Annotated in this window: 18 protein-coding genes; 8 read left to right on the forward strand and 10 right to left on the reverse strand. The window is 68.4% G+C overall.

Annotation, left to right across the window (positions count from 1 at the left end):
* Positions 1 to 181: 181 nt before the first annotated feature.
* Positions 182 to 1,780: a TROVE domain-containing protein gene (locus AB0F86_RS01340; protein ID WP_356983884.1), complete on the forward strand. Its 1,599-nt coding sequence runs from the start codon at positions 182 to 184 to the stop codon at positions 1,778 to 1,780.
* Positions 1,781 to 1,864: 84 nt separating this feature from the next.
* Here the strand turns inward: AB0F86_RS01340 and AB0F86_RS01345 are convergent, their stop codons facing one another.
* Positions 1,865 to 2,968, reverse strand: coding sequence for a hypothetical protein (locus tag AB0F86_RS01345; RefSeq protein ID WP_356983885.1), 1,104 nt, complete (start codon positions 2,966 to 2,968; stop codon positions 1,865 to 1,867).
* Between the two features lie 2 nt (positions 2,969 to 2,970).
* Positions 2,971 to 4,101, reverse strand: coding sequence for a phosphotransferase family protein (locus AB0F86_RS01350; protein WP_356983887.1), 1,131 nt, complete (start codon positions 4,099 to 4,101; stop codon positions 2,971 to 2,973).
* Positions 4,102 to 4,294: 193 nt separating this feature from the next.
* Here AB0F86_RS01350 and AB0F86_RS01355 point away from each other — a divergent pair, with 193 nt between their 5' ends.
* From AB0F86_RS01355 to AB0F86_RS01365, 3 genes are all read left to right on the forward strand, one after another.
* Complete coding sequence (locus tag AB0F86_RS01355; protein WP_356983889.1) at positions 4,295 to 5,644, forward strand: DoxX family protein; 1,350 nt, start codon at positions 4,295 to 4,297, stop codon at positions 5,642 to 5,644.
* Positions 5,645 to 5,774: 130 nt separating this feature from the next.
* Positions 5,775 to 7,022 (forward strand): uroporphyrinogen-III C-methyltransferase, encoded by a 1,248-nt coding sequence (cobA, locus tag AB0F86_RS01360; RefSeq protein WP_225280411.1) that lies wholly within the window; start codon positions 5,775 to 5,777, stop codon positions 7,020 to 7,022.
* Between the two features lie 49 nt (positions 7,023 to 7,071).
* Entirely contained in the window at positions 7,072 to 8,559 is a 1,488-nt protein-coding gene (locus AB0F86_RS01365; RefSeq protein ID WP_357171619.1) for an MFS transporter, read from the forward strand.
* A 2-nt stretch (positions 8,560 to 8,561) separates the two neighbouring features.
* Here AB0F86_RS01365 and AB0F86_RS01370 read toward each other — a convergent pair whose 3' ends face one another.
* Positions 8,562 to 8,975 carry a PPOX class F420-dependent oxidoreductase gene (locus AB0F86_RS01370; RefSeq protein WP_356983892.1) on the reverse strand — a complete coding sequence of 138 codons (414 nt, stop codon included), beginning with the start codon at positions 8,973 to 8,975 and terminating at the stop codon, positions 8,562 to 8,564.
* Between the two features lie 118 nt (positions 8,976 to 9,093).
* Between AB0F86_RS01370 and AB0F86_RS01375 the strand changes: the two genes are divergently transcribed.
* A complete protein-coding gene (locus AB0F86_RS01375) occupies positions 9,094 to 9,717 on the forward strand; it encodes a metal-dependent phosphohydrolase (protein ID WP_225280414.1) in 624 nt (207 codons plus the stop codon).
* Here AB0F86_RS01375 and AB0F86_RS01380 read toward each other — a convergent pair.
* Positions 9,714 to 10,358, reverse strand: coding sequence for a LysE family translocator (locus AB0F86_RS01380; RefSeq protein ID WP_356983894.1), 645 nt, complete (start codon positions 10,356 to 10,358; stop codon positions 9,714 to 9,716). The two genes, AB0F86_RS01375 and AB0F86_RS01380, sit on opposite strands and share 4 nt — an antisense overlap.
* A gap of 25 nt (positions 10,359 to 10,383) precedes the next feature.
* Complete coding sequence (locus AB0F86_RS01385) at positions 10,384 to 11,220, reverse strand: SGNH/GDSL hydrolase family protein (protein ID WP_356983896.1); 837 nt, start codon at positions 11,218 to 11,220, stop codon at positions 10,384 to 10,386.
* A gap of 167 nt (positions 11,221 to 11,387) precedes the next feature.
* Here AB0F86_RS01385 and AB0F86_RS01390 point away from each other — a divergent pair, with 167 nt between their 5' ends.
* From AB0F86_RS01390 to AB0F86_RS01400, 3 genes are all read left to right on the forward strand, one after another.
* Complete coding sequence (locus AB0F86_RS01390) at positions 11,388 to 11,678, forward strand: helix-turn-helix domain-containing protein (protein WP_356983898.1); 291 nt, start codon at positions 11,388 to 11,390, stop codon at positions 11,676 to 11,678.
* Positions 11,678 to 12,070 (forward strand): VOC family protein, encoded by a 393-nt coding sequence (locus tag AB0F86_RS01395; RefSeq protein ID WP_067496485.1) that lies wholly within the window; start codon positions 11,678 to 11,680, stop codon positions 12,068 to 12,070. Before AB0F86_RS01390 ends, AB0F86_RS01395 begins: the two co-directional genes overlap by 1 nt.
* Positions 12,071 to 12,132: 62 nt before the next feature.
* A complete protein-coding gene (locus AB0F86_RS01400; RefSeq protein WP_356983899.1) occupies positions 12,133 to 12,807 on the forward strand; it encodes an NAD(P)-binding domain-containing protein in 675 nt (224 codons plus the stop codon).
* On the opposite strand, the gene AB0F86_RS01405 is transcribed toward AB0F86_RS01400, so the two are convergent.
* The 5 genes from AB0F86_RS01405 to ehuC all read right to left on the reverse strand — a co-directional run bounded on the left by AB0F86_RS01405 (position 12,804) and on the right by ehuC (position 17,120).
* Positions 12,804 to 14,057, reverse strand: coding sequence for a hypothetical protein (locus AB0F86_RS01405; protein ID WP_356983901.1), 1,254 nt, complete (start codon positions 14,055 to 14,057; stop codon positions 12,804 to 12,806). The genes AB0F86_RS01400 and AB0F86_RS01405 overlap by 4 nt on opposite strands.
* Positions 14,058 to 14,144: 87 nt before the next feature.
* Positions 14,145 to 14,888, reverse strand: coding sequence for a peroxide stress protein YaaA (gene yaaA / locus AB0F86_RS01410; RefSeq protein ID WP_356983903.1), 744 nt, complete (start codon positions 14,886 to 14,888; stop codon positions 14,145 to 14,147).
* Positions 14,889 to 14,999: 111 nt separating this feature from the next.
* Positions 15,000 to 15,755: an ectoine/hydroxyectoine ABC transporter ATP-binding protein EhuA gene (ehuA, locus tag AB0F86_RS01415; protein WP_356983905.1), complete on the reverse strand. Its 756-nt coding sequence runs from the start codon at positions 15,753 to 15,755 to the stop codon at positions 15,000 to 15,002.
* A 4-nt stretch (positions 15,756 to 15,759) separates the two neighbouring features.
* Entirely contained in the window at positions 15,760 to 16,407 is a 648-nt protein-coding gene (ehuD, locus tag AB0F86_RS01420; protein WP_181696879.1) for an ectoine/hydroxyectoine ABC transporter permease subunit EhuD, read from the reverse strand.
* Complete coding sequence (ehuC, locus tag AB0F86_RS01425) at positions 16,404 to 17,120, reverse strand: ectoine/hydroxyectoine ABC transporter permease subunit EhuC (protein WP_181696880.1); 717 nt, start codon at positions 17,118 to 17,120, stop codon at positions 16,404 to 16,406. The genes ehuD and ehuC overlap by 4 nt, the downstream gene beginning before the upstream one ends.
* Positions 17,121 to 17,122: the final 2 nt, after the last annotated feature.

Genomic DNA, 17,122 nt, shown 5'->3' on the forward strand with positions numbered 1-17,122 from the left:
ATAGGGCGGGCCGGATTCGGTCGGTTATCTGGTGACCTCGTAAGTCGAGCGGGTTCGAACCCCGCGTCGGAAAGCAATTTCCGGCTCCGGTCGAAAACACCACGCCTGCCCCATTCCGCATACATGCCCCGCTGGGTCCGGGGCCGAACAGCAACGCCCACGGGCGTATCGGAGGGGAACAATGAATATTCTGTCGCGGTTCAACCGTCGCAGCACACCGCAGACCGCACCGGCCGACAATCGTCAGGTCGTGAACAACGCCGGTGGTTACGTTTTCGACATCACGCCGCAGGCGCGAGTGCGTCGCTTCCTCACGCTCGGCACCGAATCGGGAACGTACTACGTGAGCCCCGCCGCGCTGACCGCCGACAACGCGGAGTTCATCGTCGGGTACGCGGCCGAGCACACCGCCGGCCTGGTGCGCGAGATCGTGGAGATCTCCACCTCCGGTCGTGCGCCGCGTCAGAATCCCGCGCTGTTCGCGCTCGCCGCCGCCGCATCGGTCGGTGATGTCGACGGCCGTCGCGCCGCCTTGGCCGCGTTGCCGCAGGTCGCGCGCACCGGCTCGCACCTGTTCCTGTTCGCCGGCTACATCGAGCAGTTCCGCGGCTGGGGTCGTGGGCTGCGCCGGGCGGTGGCGAACTGGTACCTGGACAAGCCGGTCGACGCGCTCGCCTTTCAGGCGGTCAAGTACCGGCAGCGTGAAGGCTGGACGCACCGCGACCTGCTTCGCCTGTCGCACCCGGCGGCCACCGACGACGAACGGCGCAGGCTGTTCGACTGGATCTGCGGCCGCGCAACGGAACTCGACGGCTTGGCCGTGATCGAGGGCTTCCAGCGTGCGCAGACCGCCCCGGCCGATCAGGTGCCCGCACTTGTTCGCGAATACCGGCTCGGCTGGGAGATGCTGCCCGATGCCGCGTTGAACACACCCGAGGTGTGGGAGGCGCTGTTGGACAACGGAATTCCGCAGACAGCACTGCTGCGTCAGCTCCCGCGCCTCACCCGCCTCGGGATGCTGGACCCGCTCGGATCGCGGACGGCCGCGATCTGTGCCCAGCTCACCGATCCGGCGCGACTGCGCGCGGCCCGGGTGCACCCTGTCTCGGTGCTGATCGCTCTGCGTACCTACGCTTCCGGGCGTTCGGCACGCGGTTCGGGCACCTGGACGCCGTCGGCTCCGGTCGTCGACGCGCTCGATTCCGCGTTCTACGCGGCGTTCGAGCTGATCCAGCCGACCGGTCTGCGGCACCTGCTCGCGCTCGACGTGTCCGGGTCGATGACCGCGCCGATCAGTGGGCTGCCGCTGTCGGCACGCGAGGCATCGGCCGCGCTCGCCCTGGTCACCGCCCGCACCGAACCCCGGCACCAGATCGTCGGGTTCACCAGCGGCGGTAAGGGCTGGTCACAGTCGGACCGGTTGTCGGAGCTGGCGATCTCGCCGCGCCAGCGCTTGGACGATGCGGTGCGCACGGTATCGGGACTGCCGTTCGGCGGAACCGACTGCGCGCTGCCGATCCTGCACGCGCTGGACAAGGGCATCGAGGTGGACGTGTTCTCGGTCTACACCGACAACGAGACCTGGGCAGGTTCCATGCACCCGCATCAGGCGCTCGCCCGGTACCGCCGCGAGGTGAACCCGCGAGCCAAGCTCGTGGTGGTCGGGATGACCGCGACGAACTTCAGCATCGCCGATCCCGACGACGCGGGCATGCTCGATGTCGCCGGATTCGACGCCGCCGTGCCGTCGCTGCTGGCCGACTTCGCCACGGCCGCATAGAAGTTCACACAGCACAGAAAACGGAGCCGCCGCGACCTCGTTGTCGCGGCGGCACCTTTCCTCTCGCGCGGAAGTTCCTCACCCTCAGGGGGCGACCGAGGACCAATCGGCGAAACCGGTGGGGTCGTGGCGGCCCATGGAGGCGTGTTCGAACAGGCCCCAGCCCTCGGCGTCGCCGCAGCGGGCGTGGCCGATGTGGTCGATCACGCCGTAGGGGACGCGGGCTCGGATGCCTGGGTCGGTGAGGTCGTAGGTGCTCGACAGCGACCAGTTCTCGCCCATCCAGCGGCCGTGGGTCCAGTCGGGGTCGGCGCCGTATCCGCAGCCCACGTGCAGGGCGATGCCGGGGCGCGACTCGATCTCGACCTCGAGGGGCTTGCCGTCGGGGGTGGTCATGTCGAGGCGGACCGAGCGGGGGTGGCGGGTGCCCGGCTCGTAGACCCAGGTCATGCGCGGCCAGCCGAGTTGTTCCTTGCGGCCGTCGTTCCAGATGCGCACCGCGTTGTTGAGAGTGCGGGTGCCGTCGGGTTCCTCCTGCACGATCACCACGATGGCGAAATCACGGAACCGCAGCGGCGCGTACAACCACCAGAAACCACCCATGCCCGTCGGCCGGCCCGCAGGGTCCGGTTCGCCGGAGGGACGGATGCCCCAGGAGCGGTCGCGGCTGCCCGTCCACACCGCCGGGTCGACGGAGTAGTCGCGCCCGTGCACCGCGAGAGTGCCCTCCCACGAACCCAATTGGGCGAAACGCGAGGCCTCGATGATCGGCCGCGTGCCGGACAGGATCAGGTGCGGTTGCTCCTGCACGGCCGGCTGCGCCCCGGTCCAGGTGAGGTCGAAACCGAGATCGTCGTGCTCGCACACCACACGCAACTTCTGCAGCGGCTCGATCACCTCGATGCGGTAGCCGCCGACGCCGGTGTCGAGATCACGCGAGGTGAGCGCGTCGGAGAACCGCACACTGTGCTGGGTGTCGCCCTGGCGTGCGCACGCGAACGCGTCGACCACGCCCAGGTTCGGGTACACGCCGAACCCGGTGATGAGCATGGTGTCACCGGCGGGGTCGAAGGCGTTGAAGTAGTAGCGGTCGTAGAAGTTCCGGTCGCTGGTCGCCACCCGGGCCAGCGACAGCGGCGTCTGATGGACCGGGTATTCGTCCAGGGGGACGGGCATGATCGCGTTCATCGTCAGTCCCATTCGTAGGTGCCGTCGAGCAGCGCTTCGAGTCCGCGCCGATGCATGATGTAGTCGTCGCGCTCGTCGGGCACGGTGTCCTCGCCGAAATGGATCATCCGCCGCTTGATCCGCGCCATCACGATGGCGTGGCGCAGCGCCGCGTACACGATGTAGAAGTCCAGGTCGGTGACGGTGTGGCCGGTGAGCTTCTCGTACTCGGCGACCACGTCGTCGCGGCGCAGGAAGTCGGCGAGGCCCGGCTGGTCGAAGTGGGTGGCGATGTCCTGGAAGAACCGGTGGATGAAGATCAGCCAGCCCAGGTCGAGCTCGCGGGGGCCGAGGGTGGCCATCTCCCAGTCCAGCACGGCGGCCGGGGTGAAGCCGTCGAACAGGATGTTGCCGGGGCGCGCGTCACCCCAGTTGAGCACCTCGGCGCCGGTCTCGGCGGGCCAGTTGGCCTCCAGCCAGTCGAAGGCGCGCTCGATCAGCGGGATCTCGACACCGTCGTCGGCCAGCGCCCACCGGTACCAGGCGCGCTGAGCCTCGAAGTGCCTGCGCAGCGCGGACCCTTCGCCGTCGAGCGCCGGAAAGCGCTGTGCCGCTTCGTCGATCGCGTGCACCTGGGCGATCACCTTGACGGTCTCGGCGGTGATGCCCGCGCGCTCGGTGGGGGTGGCGTCGAACACCCAGCCGAAGAACACGTACGGCGGATTGTCGGCGACTACCTGACCATCGATTTTGTCCATGACGAAAAACGGTGTGCCGAACAGTGATTCGTCGGTCTCGAGCCAGCGCAGGGCGGGCACGGGAACCTCCGACGCCGCCGCGACACCCGACATCACCTGGTACTGCAACGGCAGGTCATAGGACTGGAACACCGGAAACGACGAGTCCTCGGGCGCCATCCGGGCGACGAACGAACCGCTCTCGGCGACCCCGTTCACCGACCATTCGGCATCGAACAGAACCGTGGTGCTCGACATACCGCCGGTGGCGGGTTTGCTGAGGTTGCCGATCGTCGGCGGGGCGTCGGCGCCGACCTTGTCCGACAGCCACCCCGAGAGCCGCTCGCCGAATGCGTCGAGATCGAGCTCGGTGACGGTCAGCGACTGCTGCGCGGTGTGGTCCGTGTCCTCGGACATACGTGGGGTCCCCTGTCGGCGTGGTGAAACGTGTTCCGTACCGGCGTACCGGAAGACCGGCCGGAATGTAAGGCGGGCGTCGGTGAGCGGGATTCAGGGTTGACACCTCCAAGATCGGGGTTTCCCCCGATGCGCGTGCGTGTCGTTCTCGGTAAAGCTTGCCGGACAGCCGTTTTCGATAGGGAGGTACGTAGTGACCGCAGTCGTCGCGGAGCACGCAGTCGAGGAGCCGGTGCGTGCACCGGAGCCCAGGTGGCACCCGCTCAGCCTGATCGCGTTCCGGTTCTGCGTCGCGTACTTCGGCCTGTTCTGCCTGTGGATGGCTCAGATCACCTTCGTCTTCCTCGGCGTGATCGCGTTGAAGATGCCTGAGGACGCCGTCGCCTGGCAGCTGCTCACGCTGGCCCCGGTGAGCAGCTGGATCGGGGAGCACGTGTTCGGCGTGTACGCCGAGCTGGAGATGAACGGCAGCGGCGACCAGGCCGCCATCTGGATCCAGTGCGGACTGGTGCTGATCGTCGCGATCCTGGTCACCGTGGTGTGGTCGATTCTCGACCGGCGCCGCCGCGCCTATCCCCGGGCGGCGAGCTGGTTCCTCACCGGCCTGCGCCTGGCTGTCGGCGGGCAGATGCTGTTCTACGGTTTCACGAAACTGGTCCCCACCCAGATGCCCGAACCGGCGCTGACCACCTTGCTCACCCGGGTAGGCGACCTGAGTCCGATGGCGATGCTGTGGACGCAGGTCGGTTCGGCACCGGCCTATGAGGTGGCGCTGGGTGCCGCCGAGGTGCTCGCGGGGCTGCTGCTGTTCTGGCCGCGCACCGCGACGCTCGGTGCCATGCTCAGCGTGATCAGCATGGCCCAGGTGTTCCTGCTGAACCTCACCTTCGACGTGCCGGTGAAGATGCTGTCCGGCCACCTGCTGCTGATGAGCCTGGTGCTGCTCGCCCCGCAGGCGAGGCGGCTACTGGATGTGCTTGTGCTGGAACGTGCATCGGGTCCGATGGTGCAGCCCGCGCTGTTCCGGTCCGCGCGGGCGAACCGGTGGGCCACCGTGGTGCAGGTCGCGGCGGCGGTGTGGATCGTGGCCGGAATGATCGTGGTGATCACGGACTCCTGGCGCGAATACGGCGGGGGCGCACCGGAACCGGAGCTGTACGGCATCTGGGAGGTGTCGGAGTTCTCGATCGAGCAGCTGCCGGTGGCACCGCTGACCACCGATCCCGTCCGCTGGCAGCGCCTCGTCGTGGACAAGGGCACGGCGGGCTATCAGCGCATGGACGACACCATCGTTCCGGTCCAGGCCACCGTCGACCCGGCGACCTCGACGCTCACGCTCCTGGCCGCGCCGACAGCACCCGATCAGGCGCCCGCGCCGTACGCCACTCTCGCCGTGGACCGTGCGGCAGACGACCGGCTCACCCTACGCGGCGACATCGCGGGCAAGCAGGCGGTGGTCGTCCTCACTCGCGTCGATCTCGACAGTTTCCCCTTGCGCGGCACCGGCTTCCGGTGGGTACAGAACAATCCCTACCTGGGCTGAGCCCTGCACGGTGCGGCGAGGCGCGCGCGGACCGGCGTCCATCGAGCCGACCGGCACCGGGCAGCGGTCCGACACCGCAACGGCCGGGTGGGTGCGGGGATCGGCACGTCACGAACTAGGCTCGGACATTGTGCCGAACACGTCTGACACCGCATCGACCCAGCCCGCCGGGGACCCGAACTACCTGGTCGGGCTCGATCTGCGTGGACGCAGAGTCGTTGTCGTCGGCGGCGGCACTGTCGCCCAGCGCAGGCTCGGGCTGCTCGTGGCCGCGGGTGCGCAGGTGCACGTGGTCAGCCGCGCCGTGACCCCGGCCGTGGAGGGCATGGCAACAGCGGGGCAACTCACCGTGGAACTGCGCGACTACCGCGACGGCGACCTCGACGAGGCCTGGTACGCGATGGCCTGCACCGACGAACCCGAGACCAATGCCGCCGTGGTCGCCGAGGCCACCGCCAAACGGATCTTCTGCGTGCGCGCCGACATCGCCCGCGACGGCACCGCCGTCACCCCCGCGACCGCTCGCTACGACGGCCTGACTCTCGGCGTCCTCGCGGGTGGTGCGCACCGCCGCTCGGCCGCCGTCCGCAACGGGCTGCTCGAAGCACTGCAATCCGGTGTGGTGACCGATGATTCGGAACCCGTGACGCCCGGCGTCGCGCTCGTGGGTGGTGGACCGGGCGACCCGGACCTCATCACCGTGCGCGGCCGCCGCCTGCTCGCCCGCGCCGACCTGGTCGTCGCCGACCGGCTCGCACCGCCGGAACTGCTCGCCGAACTCGGCCCGCACGTCGAGGTCATCGACGCGGCGAAGATCCCCTACGGCCGGTCCATGGCGCAGGAGGCGATCAACCTCGCCCTCGTCGAGGGCGTGAAGGCGGGCAAGTTCGTCGTCCGGCTCAAGGGCGGCGACCCGTACGTCTTCGGGCGCGGGTACGAGGAGCTCGAGGCGTGCGCCGAGGCGGGCATCCCGGTGACGGTGGTACCCGGCATCACCAGTCCCATCTCGGTACCCGGTGCGGCGGGCATCCCGGTGACCCATCGCGGCGTGACCCACGAATTCGTGGTCGTGAGCGGACACGTCGCCCCGGATCACCCGGACTCGCTGGTCGACTGGTCGGCGCTGGCCAAGCTGCGCGGCACCCTCGTGCTGATGATGGCCGTGGAACGCATCGACAAGTTCGCCGCCGCCCTGCTCGACGGCGGCAAGCCCGCCGACACCCCGGCCACCGTCATCCAGGAGGGCACCCTGCGCACCCAGCGGGTGGTGCGCGCCGACCTGGCCACCGTCGCCGAGCGAGTCAAGCAGGAGGGCATCCGGCCGCCCGCGATCATCGTCATCGGGCCGACAGCGGCCTTCGGTGCCGATCCCGCCTGAGTCACGATCCCGGCGGGGGCGCCGGCCGCGTCGTTTACAGTGGTCGACTGTGCTCGAAAACCCCGCTGCCTCGAAGCAGTCCCCGGTGAAGCAGTCGGCCTTCGGGCTCGCGATCATCGTTCTCAGCGGCCTGCAGTTCATGGTCGTGCTCGACGGCACCGTCGTGATCTTCGCGCTGCCCCGCCTGCAGGACGAACTCGGCCTGTCCAGTTCGGGCGGTGCGTGGACGGTCACCGCCTACGGCCTCACCTTCGCGGGCATGATGCTGCTCGGCGGTCGCCTCGGCGACGTCTTCGGCCGCAAACGCATGCTCATCACCGGTGTCGGCCTGTTCACCGCCGCCTCGCTGGCCTGCGGCCTCGCCCAGGGCGAGCTGGCGCTGCTGATCGCGCGCGCCTTCCAGGGTGCGGGCGCGGCGATCGCGGCACCGACCGCGTTCGCGCTGGTCGCCACGACTTTCGCGCCGGGTAAGGCACGCAACCAGGCGGTGGCCGTCGTCGGATCGATGGCGGGCATCGGGTCGGTGAGCGGCCTGGTGATCGGTGGTCTGCTCACCGAGATGTCGTGGCGGATGATCTTCCTCATCAATGTGCCGATCGGCGCGCTGATCGTGGTCGGCGCGATGTACACACTCTCCGACACCGCCCACCACCGGGCGCCCCTCGACGTGAAGGGCGCGGTGCTCGGCACGCTCGCCTGCGCGCTGGTCGTGTTCGGCGCCACCGAGGGACCGTCGTGGGGATGGGGCAGCCCGGTCATCCTGACCTCGCTGATCGTCGGTGTCGTGCTGCTCGTGGCGTTCGTGCTCATCGAGCGCAACGAGGCCGACCCGCTGCTGCCGTGGTCGCTGTTCGACAGCCGCGACCGCAACTCGACCTTCCTGCTGATCTTCCTCGCGGGCGCGGTGCTCGGCGCGATGACGTTCTTCGTCGCCCAGATGCTGCAGAACTCGCTCGGCTACAGCCCGCTGCACGCCGGTATCGCCTGCATCCCGTTCACCATCGGCATCGGTGTCGGCGGCGCGCTGGCCTCGAAGGCGGCGTTGCGGGTGCCGCCGCGCTGGCTGCTGACCGGCGCCGCGCTCGTGCTGTCGGGGGCGCTGCTGTTCGGGTCGACCCTCGATCGCCACATCGGCTACTTCACCACCCTGCTGCCGTTGCTCGTCGTGATCGGGTTCGGGGTGGGTGTGGCGATGGTGCTCGCCCCGCTGTGCGTGCTGGTCGACGTGCCGCCGTCCGATATCGGTCCGCTCTCGGCGGTGGGGCAGATGTTCATGAACCTGGCGACGCCGATCGCGATCGGACTGCTCAGCCCGATCGCGGCCTCGCGCACCCTGTCGCTCGGCGGCAGCCCCGACACCAAGGTGTCGGCAATGACCGGACCCCAGCTCGACGCGCTCACCAGCGGCTACACCACAGTCCTGCTCGTCTGTTCGGGTCTGGCGCTGCTGGCCGCCGTCGTGGCGCTGACACTGCGTTTCACGCCGGGTCAGCTGGCCCAGGCCCAGCATGCCCAGGAGGAAGCCCAACAGGCCTGAGCTCAGAGTCGGCCGGTCACCTTGTACGGCGTGATCCGTACCGTCACCCGTTCGGCGTCGTCGATCGAAGCCGGGTTGAACTGGGCGTAGGGCAGACCTGTGTATTTCAGGGACAACTCGTCGGGCAGCAGACGATCGGGATCCGGGACGAGGGTGGCGGTGCCGCGGATGGCGGCGTAGACGAACGGGCGCTCGGGCGGGTTGACCATCACGGTGACGCGGGGGTCGCGGGCCAGGTTCTTGGCCTGCTGGCGGGCGACCGTGGTGGAGAAGAGCAGGTCGTCGCCGTCGCGTTTGATCCAGACGACGGTCAGATGCGGATGCCCGTCGGGGCCGAGGGTGGCGACGGTGGCATACGCCCTCTCGTTGTCGATATAGGTGGACAACTCTTCGGACAGCGCGATGGTTCGGGTCATACCGGTACGAACGCGGCGGTCATACCCGGCATTCCGGCCCGTTGTGGCAGAACGGTATTCGGGTTCTCGTGGCGAAAACGGGGTTGCCCGACAGTTGACGCGGCATGAGACTGGAGGGATGTCTGTGCTCGCGGAGAACCTGCTCGACCGGTGGATCGCCTTGGCCGGGACCGACTCCGAAGCCATCGGGATCGGCATCATCGGCCGCTACGCCGAACCACACCGTCGCTACCACACGCTCACCCACCTGGCGGTGATGCTCGCCGCCATCGACGAATTAGCCGATGCCGCAACCGATATCGATGCCGTGCGCTACGCGGCCTTCTTCCACGACGCGATCTACGCCGTCGACCGCGCCGACAACGAGGAACGCAGCGCCGACCTGGCTCGCGACGTGCTCGAATCACTCGGCGCCACACCAGAGCTGGTGAACGAGGTGGTGCGCCTGGTGATCCTCACCCGTGGTCACAACCCGGAAGCCGGCGACGCCAACGGCGCGGTGCTCTGCGACGCCGACCTGGTCGTGCTCGGTGGGACAGCGCAGGAGTACGCCACCTACGCGGCCGCGATCCGCGAGGAATACCGCCACGTCCCCGACGACCTGTTCCGTGCGGGCCGTGCCTCGGTGCTGCGCAACCTCGCCGAGCAACCGCGCCTGTTCCGCACGCCGCGGGCTTATCAGCGTTACGAGGGGCCCGCTCGTGCCAACCTCGCGGCCGAACTCATCGGCTTGTCCGGCTAGTCCTTGCGCCCGGTCAGCGCGAGCGACGCGCCGAGGCCGATCATGACCAACCCGCCGGTTCCACCGACGGCGGCCAGGCGTCGCGGCGACCGCGCGAACCAGGTCCGGGCCGAGCCCGCCGCCAGCGCCCACAGTGAATCGAACACGAGGCCGAAAATGGGGATGCAGAGGCCGAGGATCAGCATCTGCTGCGATACGCCGCCACGTGCGGGGTCGACGAACTGGGGGAGCAGCGCCGCGAAGAAGACGATGGTCTTCGGGTTCGCCAGGCCGACGATGAACCCGTCGCGCAATGCCGCGACCGCGTCGTCGCCGCGACCGTCGGGCCCGATCTGCATGGCATCGTGCAGTTGCGTGCGGTGTCGGAAGGCCTGAATGCCCAGGTACACAAGGTAACCCGCGCCGACGAGCTTGATCGCGGTGAACACCGTCGCCGACGCCATCACCACCGCCCCCACGCCACACGCGACGGCGACGACCTGGAGGTAGACCCCGACAGCGTTGCCGACCACGTTCAGCAACGCGGTCCGCCGACCGGCGGTGAGCGCCCGCCCGATGGTGAACAACACGCTCGGACCCGGCACGAGAACGATCAGCAACGCCAGTCCGGCGAACGACGCCAGCGCACCCCAGGAGACCATGACCGCCACGGTATCCGGGCCGCGCTCAGCGCGCGAGCGCGTTGTTCGATTCGATCGCGGTCACAATGAGGTCGGCTACGCCGCGCTGACCGGCGAGGGTCGGGTGATAGGGCAGCAGGGTGCGGTCGGCCAGGATCGGGTCGAACCAGCGCACGGACGGATCCGCGCACATCCCGAATTCGCGGGAGGCGGCGACAGTATCGACAAAGATCGCACCGTGCGCGGCGGCTTCGCCCGCGACCACCGCGTTGAGTCGTTCGAACTTGGACTGGATATAGGCGGCGTCGGTGTCGCGCAGTCCGGCCATCGCCGGGCAGCTGTGGTCGGTGAGGTAGGTCGGCCAGCCGTCGACGACGATGACGGCGTTCGGGGCGCGCCGGGTGATGTCGTCGAGTGCGGCCGCGTAGCTCGGGGCGATCGCGTCGATCTTCTCGTCCCAGCCGTGGTCCGTCCCGCAGCCGCCCAGGTGGCACCGGCCGAGGATGTACTGCGTCATATCGGCGTCGTTGGCGCCGATGTGCAGCGTGACCAGCTGTGTCGCAGGCCCGAGCGCGTCCAGCTGCGGGGCGATACCCGGTCCCTGCTGCTGGGTCAGGTGCGGGATCTTCGCCGAACTGCAGGTGCGGTCGTCCAGGGTGAGTCCGAGCCGTTGCGCCACCAGCTTCGGTGCGTTGGCCGTCGAGCGAGCACACTGCAGCGGAGCGGTGAGGTCGAGGTTCGCGGCGCCGGTGGTCGCGGCACCGGAATCGCCGAGGGCCACATAGGCAGCCCCGCTCACCGGGTCGGCGTGCGCTCCGGCCGAGAGCAGCGCGGACGCCGAAACGGTCAGCGCCGCAACGAGAGCGCGCATGCGGTTGGTCATCGAACATCCTGGGGATCGAGCGGTCGTCGGCGTCGGGTCGGTCGGCCGAGTTCAGGCTAGGCGGCGGTGCACCCCGTTGTCTTTGTGCTGCGTCACGGTATCTGTTGGACGATGCGATTGACAGGCAAGTCACTGCTTGCCTATGGTGGTTTCGGAAGAGACAAGGAGTGCTCGCCGTGAGCGATATCTTCACCGCCCTGGCGGATTCGACACGACGCGTGCTGCTCGACGAACTGGCCGATCGGGACGGTCAGACCCTGTTCGAACTGTGCGGCAGGCTCGTGACAAAGCACGGCATCAGTTCCTCGCGGCAGGCGATCACCCAGCATCTGGATGTGCTCGAGGCGGCGGGCCTGGTCCGCACGAGCCGTGTCGGCCGCTACAAATTCCACTACCGCGACTTCACCCCGCTGCGCGAGCTGACGGCGCGGTGGCCCATTCCCCAGGAGGACACATGATCCGCATCGGCGTCACCAGCGTCTTCGTCGACGACCAGGACAAGGCCGAGAAGTTCTACACCGAGGTGCTCGGTTTTCAGGTGAAACACAAAGTGCCCCTTGGTGAATACTCGTGGCTCACCGTCGTGTCGCCCGCCGACCCCGACGGCATCGAACTGCTCCTCGAACCCGATCAGCACCCCGCCGCCAAGGCCTACAAGACGGCACTGAGCGCCGACGGTATTCCGATGATGATCTTCACCGTCGACGACATCGACGCCGAGTACCGCCGCCTGACCGACCTGGGTGTCTTCTTCACCCAACCGCCCCAGCCCATGGGCCAGGTGACCTCCGCCGTCTTCGACGACACCTGCGGCAATCTCATCTCCCTGAACTCACCTGTCGGCGAATAGCGCACCGGGCGCCGCCGAGATCACCGGGAACAATCGTGGCACCCCATCGGTTGACCCGGCACATGACGACACTCGGATTGATCGGTAGCGGATTCATCGGCTCCACCCTGGCTCGGCTCGCGGTCGACGCGGGTCACGACGTGGTCCTCAGCAATTCGCGTGGCCCGGAAACCCTGGCGGACCTGGTGGCCGAACTCGGCCCACGCGCTCGCGCGGCCACCCCCGCCGAAGCGGCCGAGGCGGGTGACTATGTGGTGGTCACCGTCCCGTTGAAGGCCTACCGCGAGATCCCCGTCGCGCCGCTGGCGGGCAAGGTGGTATTCGACACCAACAACTACTACCCCGAGCGCGACGGGGCGTTCCCCGAACTCGACGCCGACGAGACCACCACCAGCGAACTCCTGCAGCGCCACCTCCCCGAGTCGAAGGTGGTCAAGGCGTTCAACAACATCGCCTACGCCAACCTTGCCGAACTCGCCCGGCCCGCCGGTGCCGCCGACCGCTCCGCGCTGCCGATCTTCGGTGACGACGCCGACGCCAAGAAGCTGGCCGCCGAGTTCATCGACAGTCTCGGCTACGACGTGGTCGACGGCGGCTCGCTCACCGAAAGCCGCCGCTCGCAACGGGATACGCCGGTCTACGTCCACCCGTACGCAGCCGACAGCAACTGGCCGCCCGCGTCGAAGCCGGCGAGTGCCGACGAGGTACGCGCGGCCCTCGCGGCGGCGCAGATCTAACCCGTTCCCCACCTCCCCGCGGCCCGCAGCCTGGCCAGCGTCGCCTGATCGGGGTGATGCTCCACCAGGAAGCGGGGCGGGAACAGGCCGGGCACGGCCCGCAAGCCGACCTCGCGATCCAGCACCTCCCACGGAACACCGAACAGGGACGCGGTCGTCAGGTCGACCATGTTGACGACGTGGGCGCGCGGCAGCAGCGTCGGCACGGTGTCGGTCCACGCGGCCACCGTTTCCTCGATGCCGTTCTCGGCCCGTACGTGCAGCAGTTCTGCGACGAACAGATCCAGGCGGCCGGCTTCGGTATCGGCTTGCATGCCCTGATACTGGGCGGCATGGACCGGTGCGGCGAGCGCGGCCTCGGCCGAACGGATCGCGGCCCACGCGGGGTGGTCGATGGGCACCGTGAACGGCACGAGCCGACCCTGTTCGTCGACCGTGTAGGGAGCCGGTGAGACGGGTCGCACGGCATTGTCGAACATCTCCCGGGCGGCGGCGACCAGTTCGCAGACCCGCTCCGGTGAGCTGGCCACCCCGGCCAGGACGCCGAAACTACCCGGCACGAAGAACAGGGGCTGTGCGCCTGCTTTGTTGCCGAGCCCGGCCAGCCAGCCGTCGACCAGCGGCAGCGACCCCGCGTAGAGATCACCGTCGTCGTCCGGGAGGAACAGCACACCGTCCTCGGTGTCGAATAGCGACACAGTCTCCACCGCGAAGTCGATCATGTTGGCGCGGGCGGTGGCGAAGACGGTATCGGCATCCACACCCCACTCGACCAGATCGTCCGGGGACACCGTGCGCATCGAGGTCGGCAGGTCGATCACCACGCGCTCGGTGAGGCAGGGCAGCAGCGGCCGCCACAGCATGTGGTCGCCGATCCGCTTCCCCTGGAACTCGAGGGTAAGGTCACCGGCCGGTCGCAGCACCGAGCGCAACGTCGGCGCCGCCGACATCCAGCCCGCTACAGGTTCGGTCATCACCGTTCGCGACGTCACCGCACGGCGCAAGTACTCGGCGAGCAGCTGCACCGCTTCCTCGCCGTCGAGGCCCACGGCCAGCCGGAACGGCGTCTGCAGGCCGTACTGCTGAATCGCGCCGTCGGCGTAGACGACATCGACGTGGAACTCGGACGCATCGAACTCCGCCGAGACGACCTCGGGAAACGCCCGCAGGATGTCGACCGCCCACTTGCCGAAAATCGCGTCACGCGAAGCAGATTCGCGACGCCGGAACAAACCCCTACCGAAACCCATTGAGCACTCTCTCGATCACGCATGCCCGGCCGGACGCGACCGAACCGCGGAACGTTACCGGTAACCGACCCGGCGCGCACCTCGAGTTCAGGTGATGATGAGAAGCTCTGTGGACGAGGCGATTTCCGCGCGCAGACCGGCTTTGGTCGCGACTCGGGCCACACCGCGAATGTCGGTGGGATCGGCGCGGGTGAGGACGAGCGCGCGGGCGAGCAGCCCCTTGTGGTGTTTGTTGAAGTGGCTCACCACGGTGCGGGAACCGTCGGGGTGCTCGGTGAGGACGTTGGCGGTGATCGCGTCGGGGACGCGGCCGAGCTGCTGGTAGGTGCCCGAGCGCAGGTCGACGACGAGATCGCCCGCGGCTTCGGCGTAGAGGGCGTCGGGCAGGACGTCGCGCCACAGGGCCGACAGAGTGGGCAGGCCGGGGAGCTTCGTGCCGCCGGAGAGGCGGTAGGCGGGGATCGGGTCGCCGGCGCGGACGGCACCGAACAGGGCCGAACCGATGCCGAGCCGGGCGTAGGCCTTGGCCCGCTGCACTTTGGTGAACGATTTCGCGTCCAGCGCGTCGTAGAGCACGCCGGTGTAGCGCTCGAGCGCGGGCCGGGTGGGGGAGGTGCGCAGGGTCGCGTTGCGGGCGATCTCGGTGTCGGCGCCCTTGCCGAGCCCGAGCACGGCTGCCGAGGTGGCCGGGTCGGCCGCCAACTGGACCACCTCGGTGATCAACTTGTCGCGCACCGCGCTCAGCTGCGGCATCGCCAGATCGTCGAGGTTCAGGGGCGCGCCCGAACCGCCGTCGGACTTGGTCTCGGAGGGAGGCAGCAGCACCAGCACGAGCGTCAACGGTAATCGCCGCGTTGATCGCCGCAGCGTCCCACCCCGCCGCTCCCGGCAACCCGCGTCTCGTCGTGCTCGCCGACTACGGCCTCCGAAGGCCCGGGGTGCTCAGCGCACCGCTTCCAAGAACTTGCGCGTCCGCTCGTTGGTCGGCGCCTCGAAGATCTGTTCCGGCGGACCCTGCTCGACGATGCGCCCGGCATCGAACATCAGCACCCGATCCGACACCTCGCGGGCGAAACGCATCTCGTGGGTGACGATCAGCATGGTGATGTCGGTCGTCTCGGCGATGGTGCGTAGCACGTCGAGCACGTCGCCGACCAGTTCCGGGTCGAGCGCGGAGGTCACCTCGTCGAGCAGCATCACCTTCGGGTCCATCGCGCAGCACCGCGCGATCGCCACCCGCTGCTGCTGACCACCCGAGAGCTGGGAGGGGTGCGCGTTCTCCTTGTCGGCCAGGCCGACCACATCCAGCAGGTGCCGTGCCCGTTCGCGCGCGTCGTCTTTCGACTTGCCGAGCACGTGGATCGGTGCCTCGGTGATGTTCTCGAGCACCGTCATGTTCGGGAACAGATTGAACTGCTGGAACACCATGCCGATCTTGGTGCGCACCGCCCGCAGGTGCTTCTCCTTGGCGGGCACCAGTTTTCCGTTGCGTTCGGTGTGGGTGAGGGGTTCCCCGTCGACCCAGATCACCCCGTCGCTCACGGTTTCCAGCGTCATCAACAGGCGCAGGATCGTGGTCTTGCCCGACCCCGACGGGCCGATCAACGTGACCTTCTCCCCACGCCCGACCGTGAAATCGAGGTGGTCGAGGACGGTGAGGGCGCCGAAGCGTTTGACCACCTGATCGAATCGAATCATCTCGTCAGTAGTAGGCAAGTCGCTTCTCCAGTCTTCTGATCAGCACGGAGGTCGGGTAGCTGGCGACGAGGAAGAACACGCCCGCCAGGGTGATCGCCTCCAGGTAGGCGAAGTTGCGTGCCCCGAATTGCTGTGCGGCGGTGACCAGTTCGACCACCGAGATGGCGAACAGGAACGGGGTGTCCTTGAACATCGACACCGCGTTGGTGCCGAGTGCCGGCAACGACGCGCGGATCGCCTGTGGCAGCACCACCGCCCGCCAGGTGCGTGTCGGCGGCAGCGACAACGCGCGCGCCGCCTCCCACTGCCCCTTCGGTACCGCCTCGATCCCGGCCCGGTACACCTCGGCGAGATAACTCGAGTAATGGATACCGAGCACGGTGATGCCGATCTGCAAAGCCGAGAACTGGGTGAGCAGGGTGTAGGCGAACAGCAACTGCACGACCAGCGGGGTGAGCCGCACGAACTCGCTCACCGCGTGGACGGGTGCGGCGATCCAGCGCGGCATCGACTGGCGGATGATCGCGATCACCAGCCCGAGCACGGCGGCGAGCGCGAAGCCGAGCACGGTGGCGAGCAGGGTGATCTGGAAGCCGTCCCACAGCACCGGCAGGGCGTCGCGGGCGCGCTCCCAGCTCCATTGGGCGTTCATGCGGTCACCTTCGCGTCGTCAGGGGCGAGCCGCAGCACTTCCTTCAGCGACGCACCTCGGCCGAGCTTGGTCTTGGCACGGGTTTCCAGGAGGTTCATGCCGAGGGTCAGCAGGTAGGCGAGGACGAAATAGATCACCAGGCCCACCCCGAACGAGAACAGGGTGTCGCTGGTGGTCTTGCGCAGCTGGCCGATCTCGTAGGTCAGATCGTGCAGGGTGATGTACGAGGCCAGCGCGGTGCCCTTGAGCAGGTGCACGAGCAGATTGGTCAGCGAGGGCAGCATGAGCGCCCACGCCTGCGGGAACAGCACCCGCCGCATTCGTTGCCATGGACTGAAATTCAGCGCCACCGCTGCCTCGAACTGGGCGCGCGGCACCGCGTTCAGCGCGCCGCGCACCACCTCGGCACCGTAGGCGCCGTAGTTGAGGCCGAGCGCGAGGATGCCGCAGAACACCGGGTCGAGCTTGTAGCCGAGCAGCGGCAGCACATAGAACAGCCAGAAGATCTGCACCAACAGCGAAGTACCACGGAAGAATTCGATCAGAACCCGGGCGCTGCCACGCACCGCGAGCGAGCGGAAGCGCGCGGCCGTACCGAGCGCCAAGGCGAGGACGAATGCGAGCAGCGCACCGCCGATGGTCAGTTCCAGCGTGACGACGATGCCGTCCCACAGCGCGGGGAGGGCATCGCGTACCGCGTCGAGCTTGCTCACGA

It is taken from the genome of Nocardia sp. NPDC023733 (assembly GCF_040639775.1).
Classification (GTDB): Bacteria; Actinomycetota; Actinomycetes; order Mycobacteriales; family Mycobacteriaceae; genus Nocardia; species Nocardia rosealba.

Excerpts from the sequence above, each read along its gene's own strand:
- AB0F86_RS01340 (WP_356983884.1), top strand. The coding sequence starts at position 182 with ATGAATATTCTGTCGCGGTTCAACCGTCGCAGCACACCGCAGACCGCA.
- AB0F86_RS01345 (WP_356983885.1), bottom strand. The coding sequence starts at position 2,968 with ATGAACGCGATCATGCCCGTCCCCCTGGACGAATACCCGGTCCATCAG.
- AB0F86_RS01350 (WP_356983887.1), bottom strand. The coding sequence starts at position 4,101 with ATGTCCGAGGACACGGACCACACCGCGCAGCAGTCGCTGACCGTCACC.
- AB0F86_RS01370 (WP_356983892.1), bottom strand. The coding sequence starts at position 8,975 with ATGACCCGAACCATCGCGCTGTCCGAAGAGTTGTCCACCTATATCGAC.
- AB0F86_RS01375 (WP_225280414.1), top strand. The coding sequence starts at position 9,094 with ATGTCTGTGCTCGCGGAGAACCTGCTCGACCGGTGGATCGCCTTGGCC.
- AB0F86_RS01380 (WP_356983894.1), bottom strand. The coding sequence starts at position 10,358 with ATGGTCTCCTGGGGTGCGCTGGCGTCGTTCGCCGGACTGGCGTTGCTG.
- AB0F86_RS01385 (WP_356983896.1), bottom strand. The coding sequence starts at position 11,220 with ATGACCAACCGCATGCGCGCTCTCGTTGCGGCGCTGACCGTTTCGGCG.
- AB0F86_RS01400 (WP_356983899.1), top strand. The coding sequence starts at position 12,133 with ATGACGACACTCGGATTGATCGGTAGCGGATTCATCGGCTCCACCCTG.
- AB0F86_RS01405 (WP_356983901.1), bottom strand. The coding sequence starts at position 14,057 with ATGGGTTTCGGTAGGGGTTTGTTCCGGCGTCGCGAATCTGCTTCGCGT.
- ehuA (WP_356983905.1), bottom strand. The coding sequence starts at position 15,755 with ATGATTCGATTCGATCAGGTGGTCAAACGCTTCGGCGCCCTCACCGTC.
- ehuD (WP_181696879.1), bottom strand. The coding sequence starts at position 16,407 with ATGAACGCCCAATGGAGCTGGGAGCGCGCCCGCGACGCCCTGCCGGTG.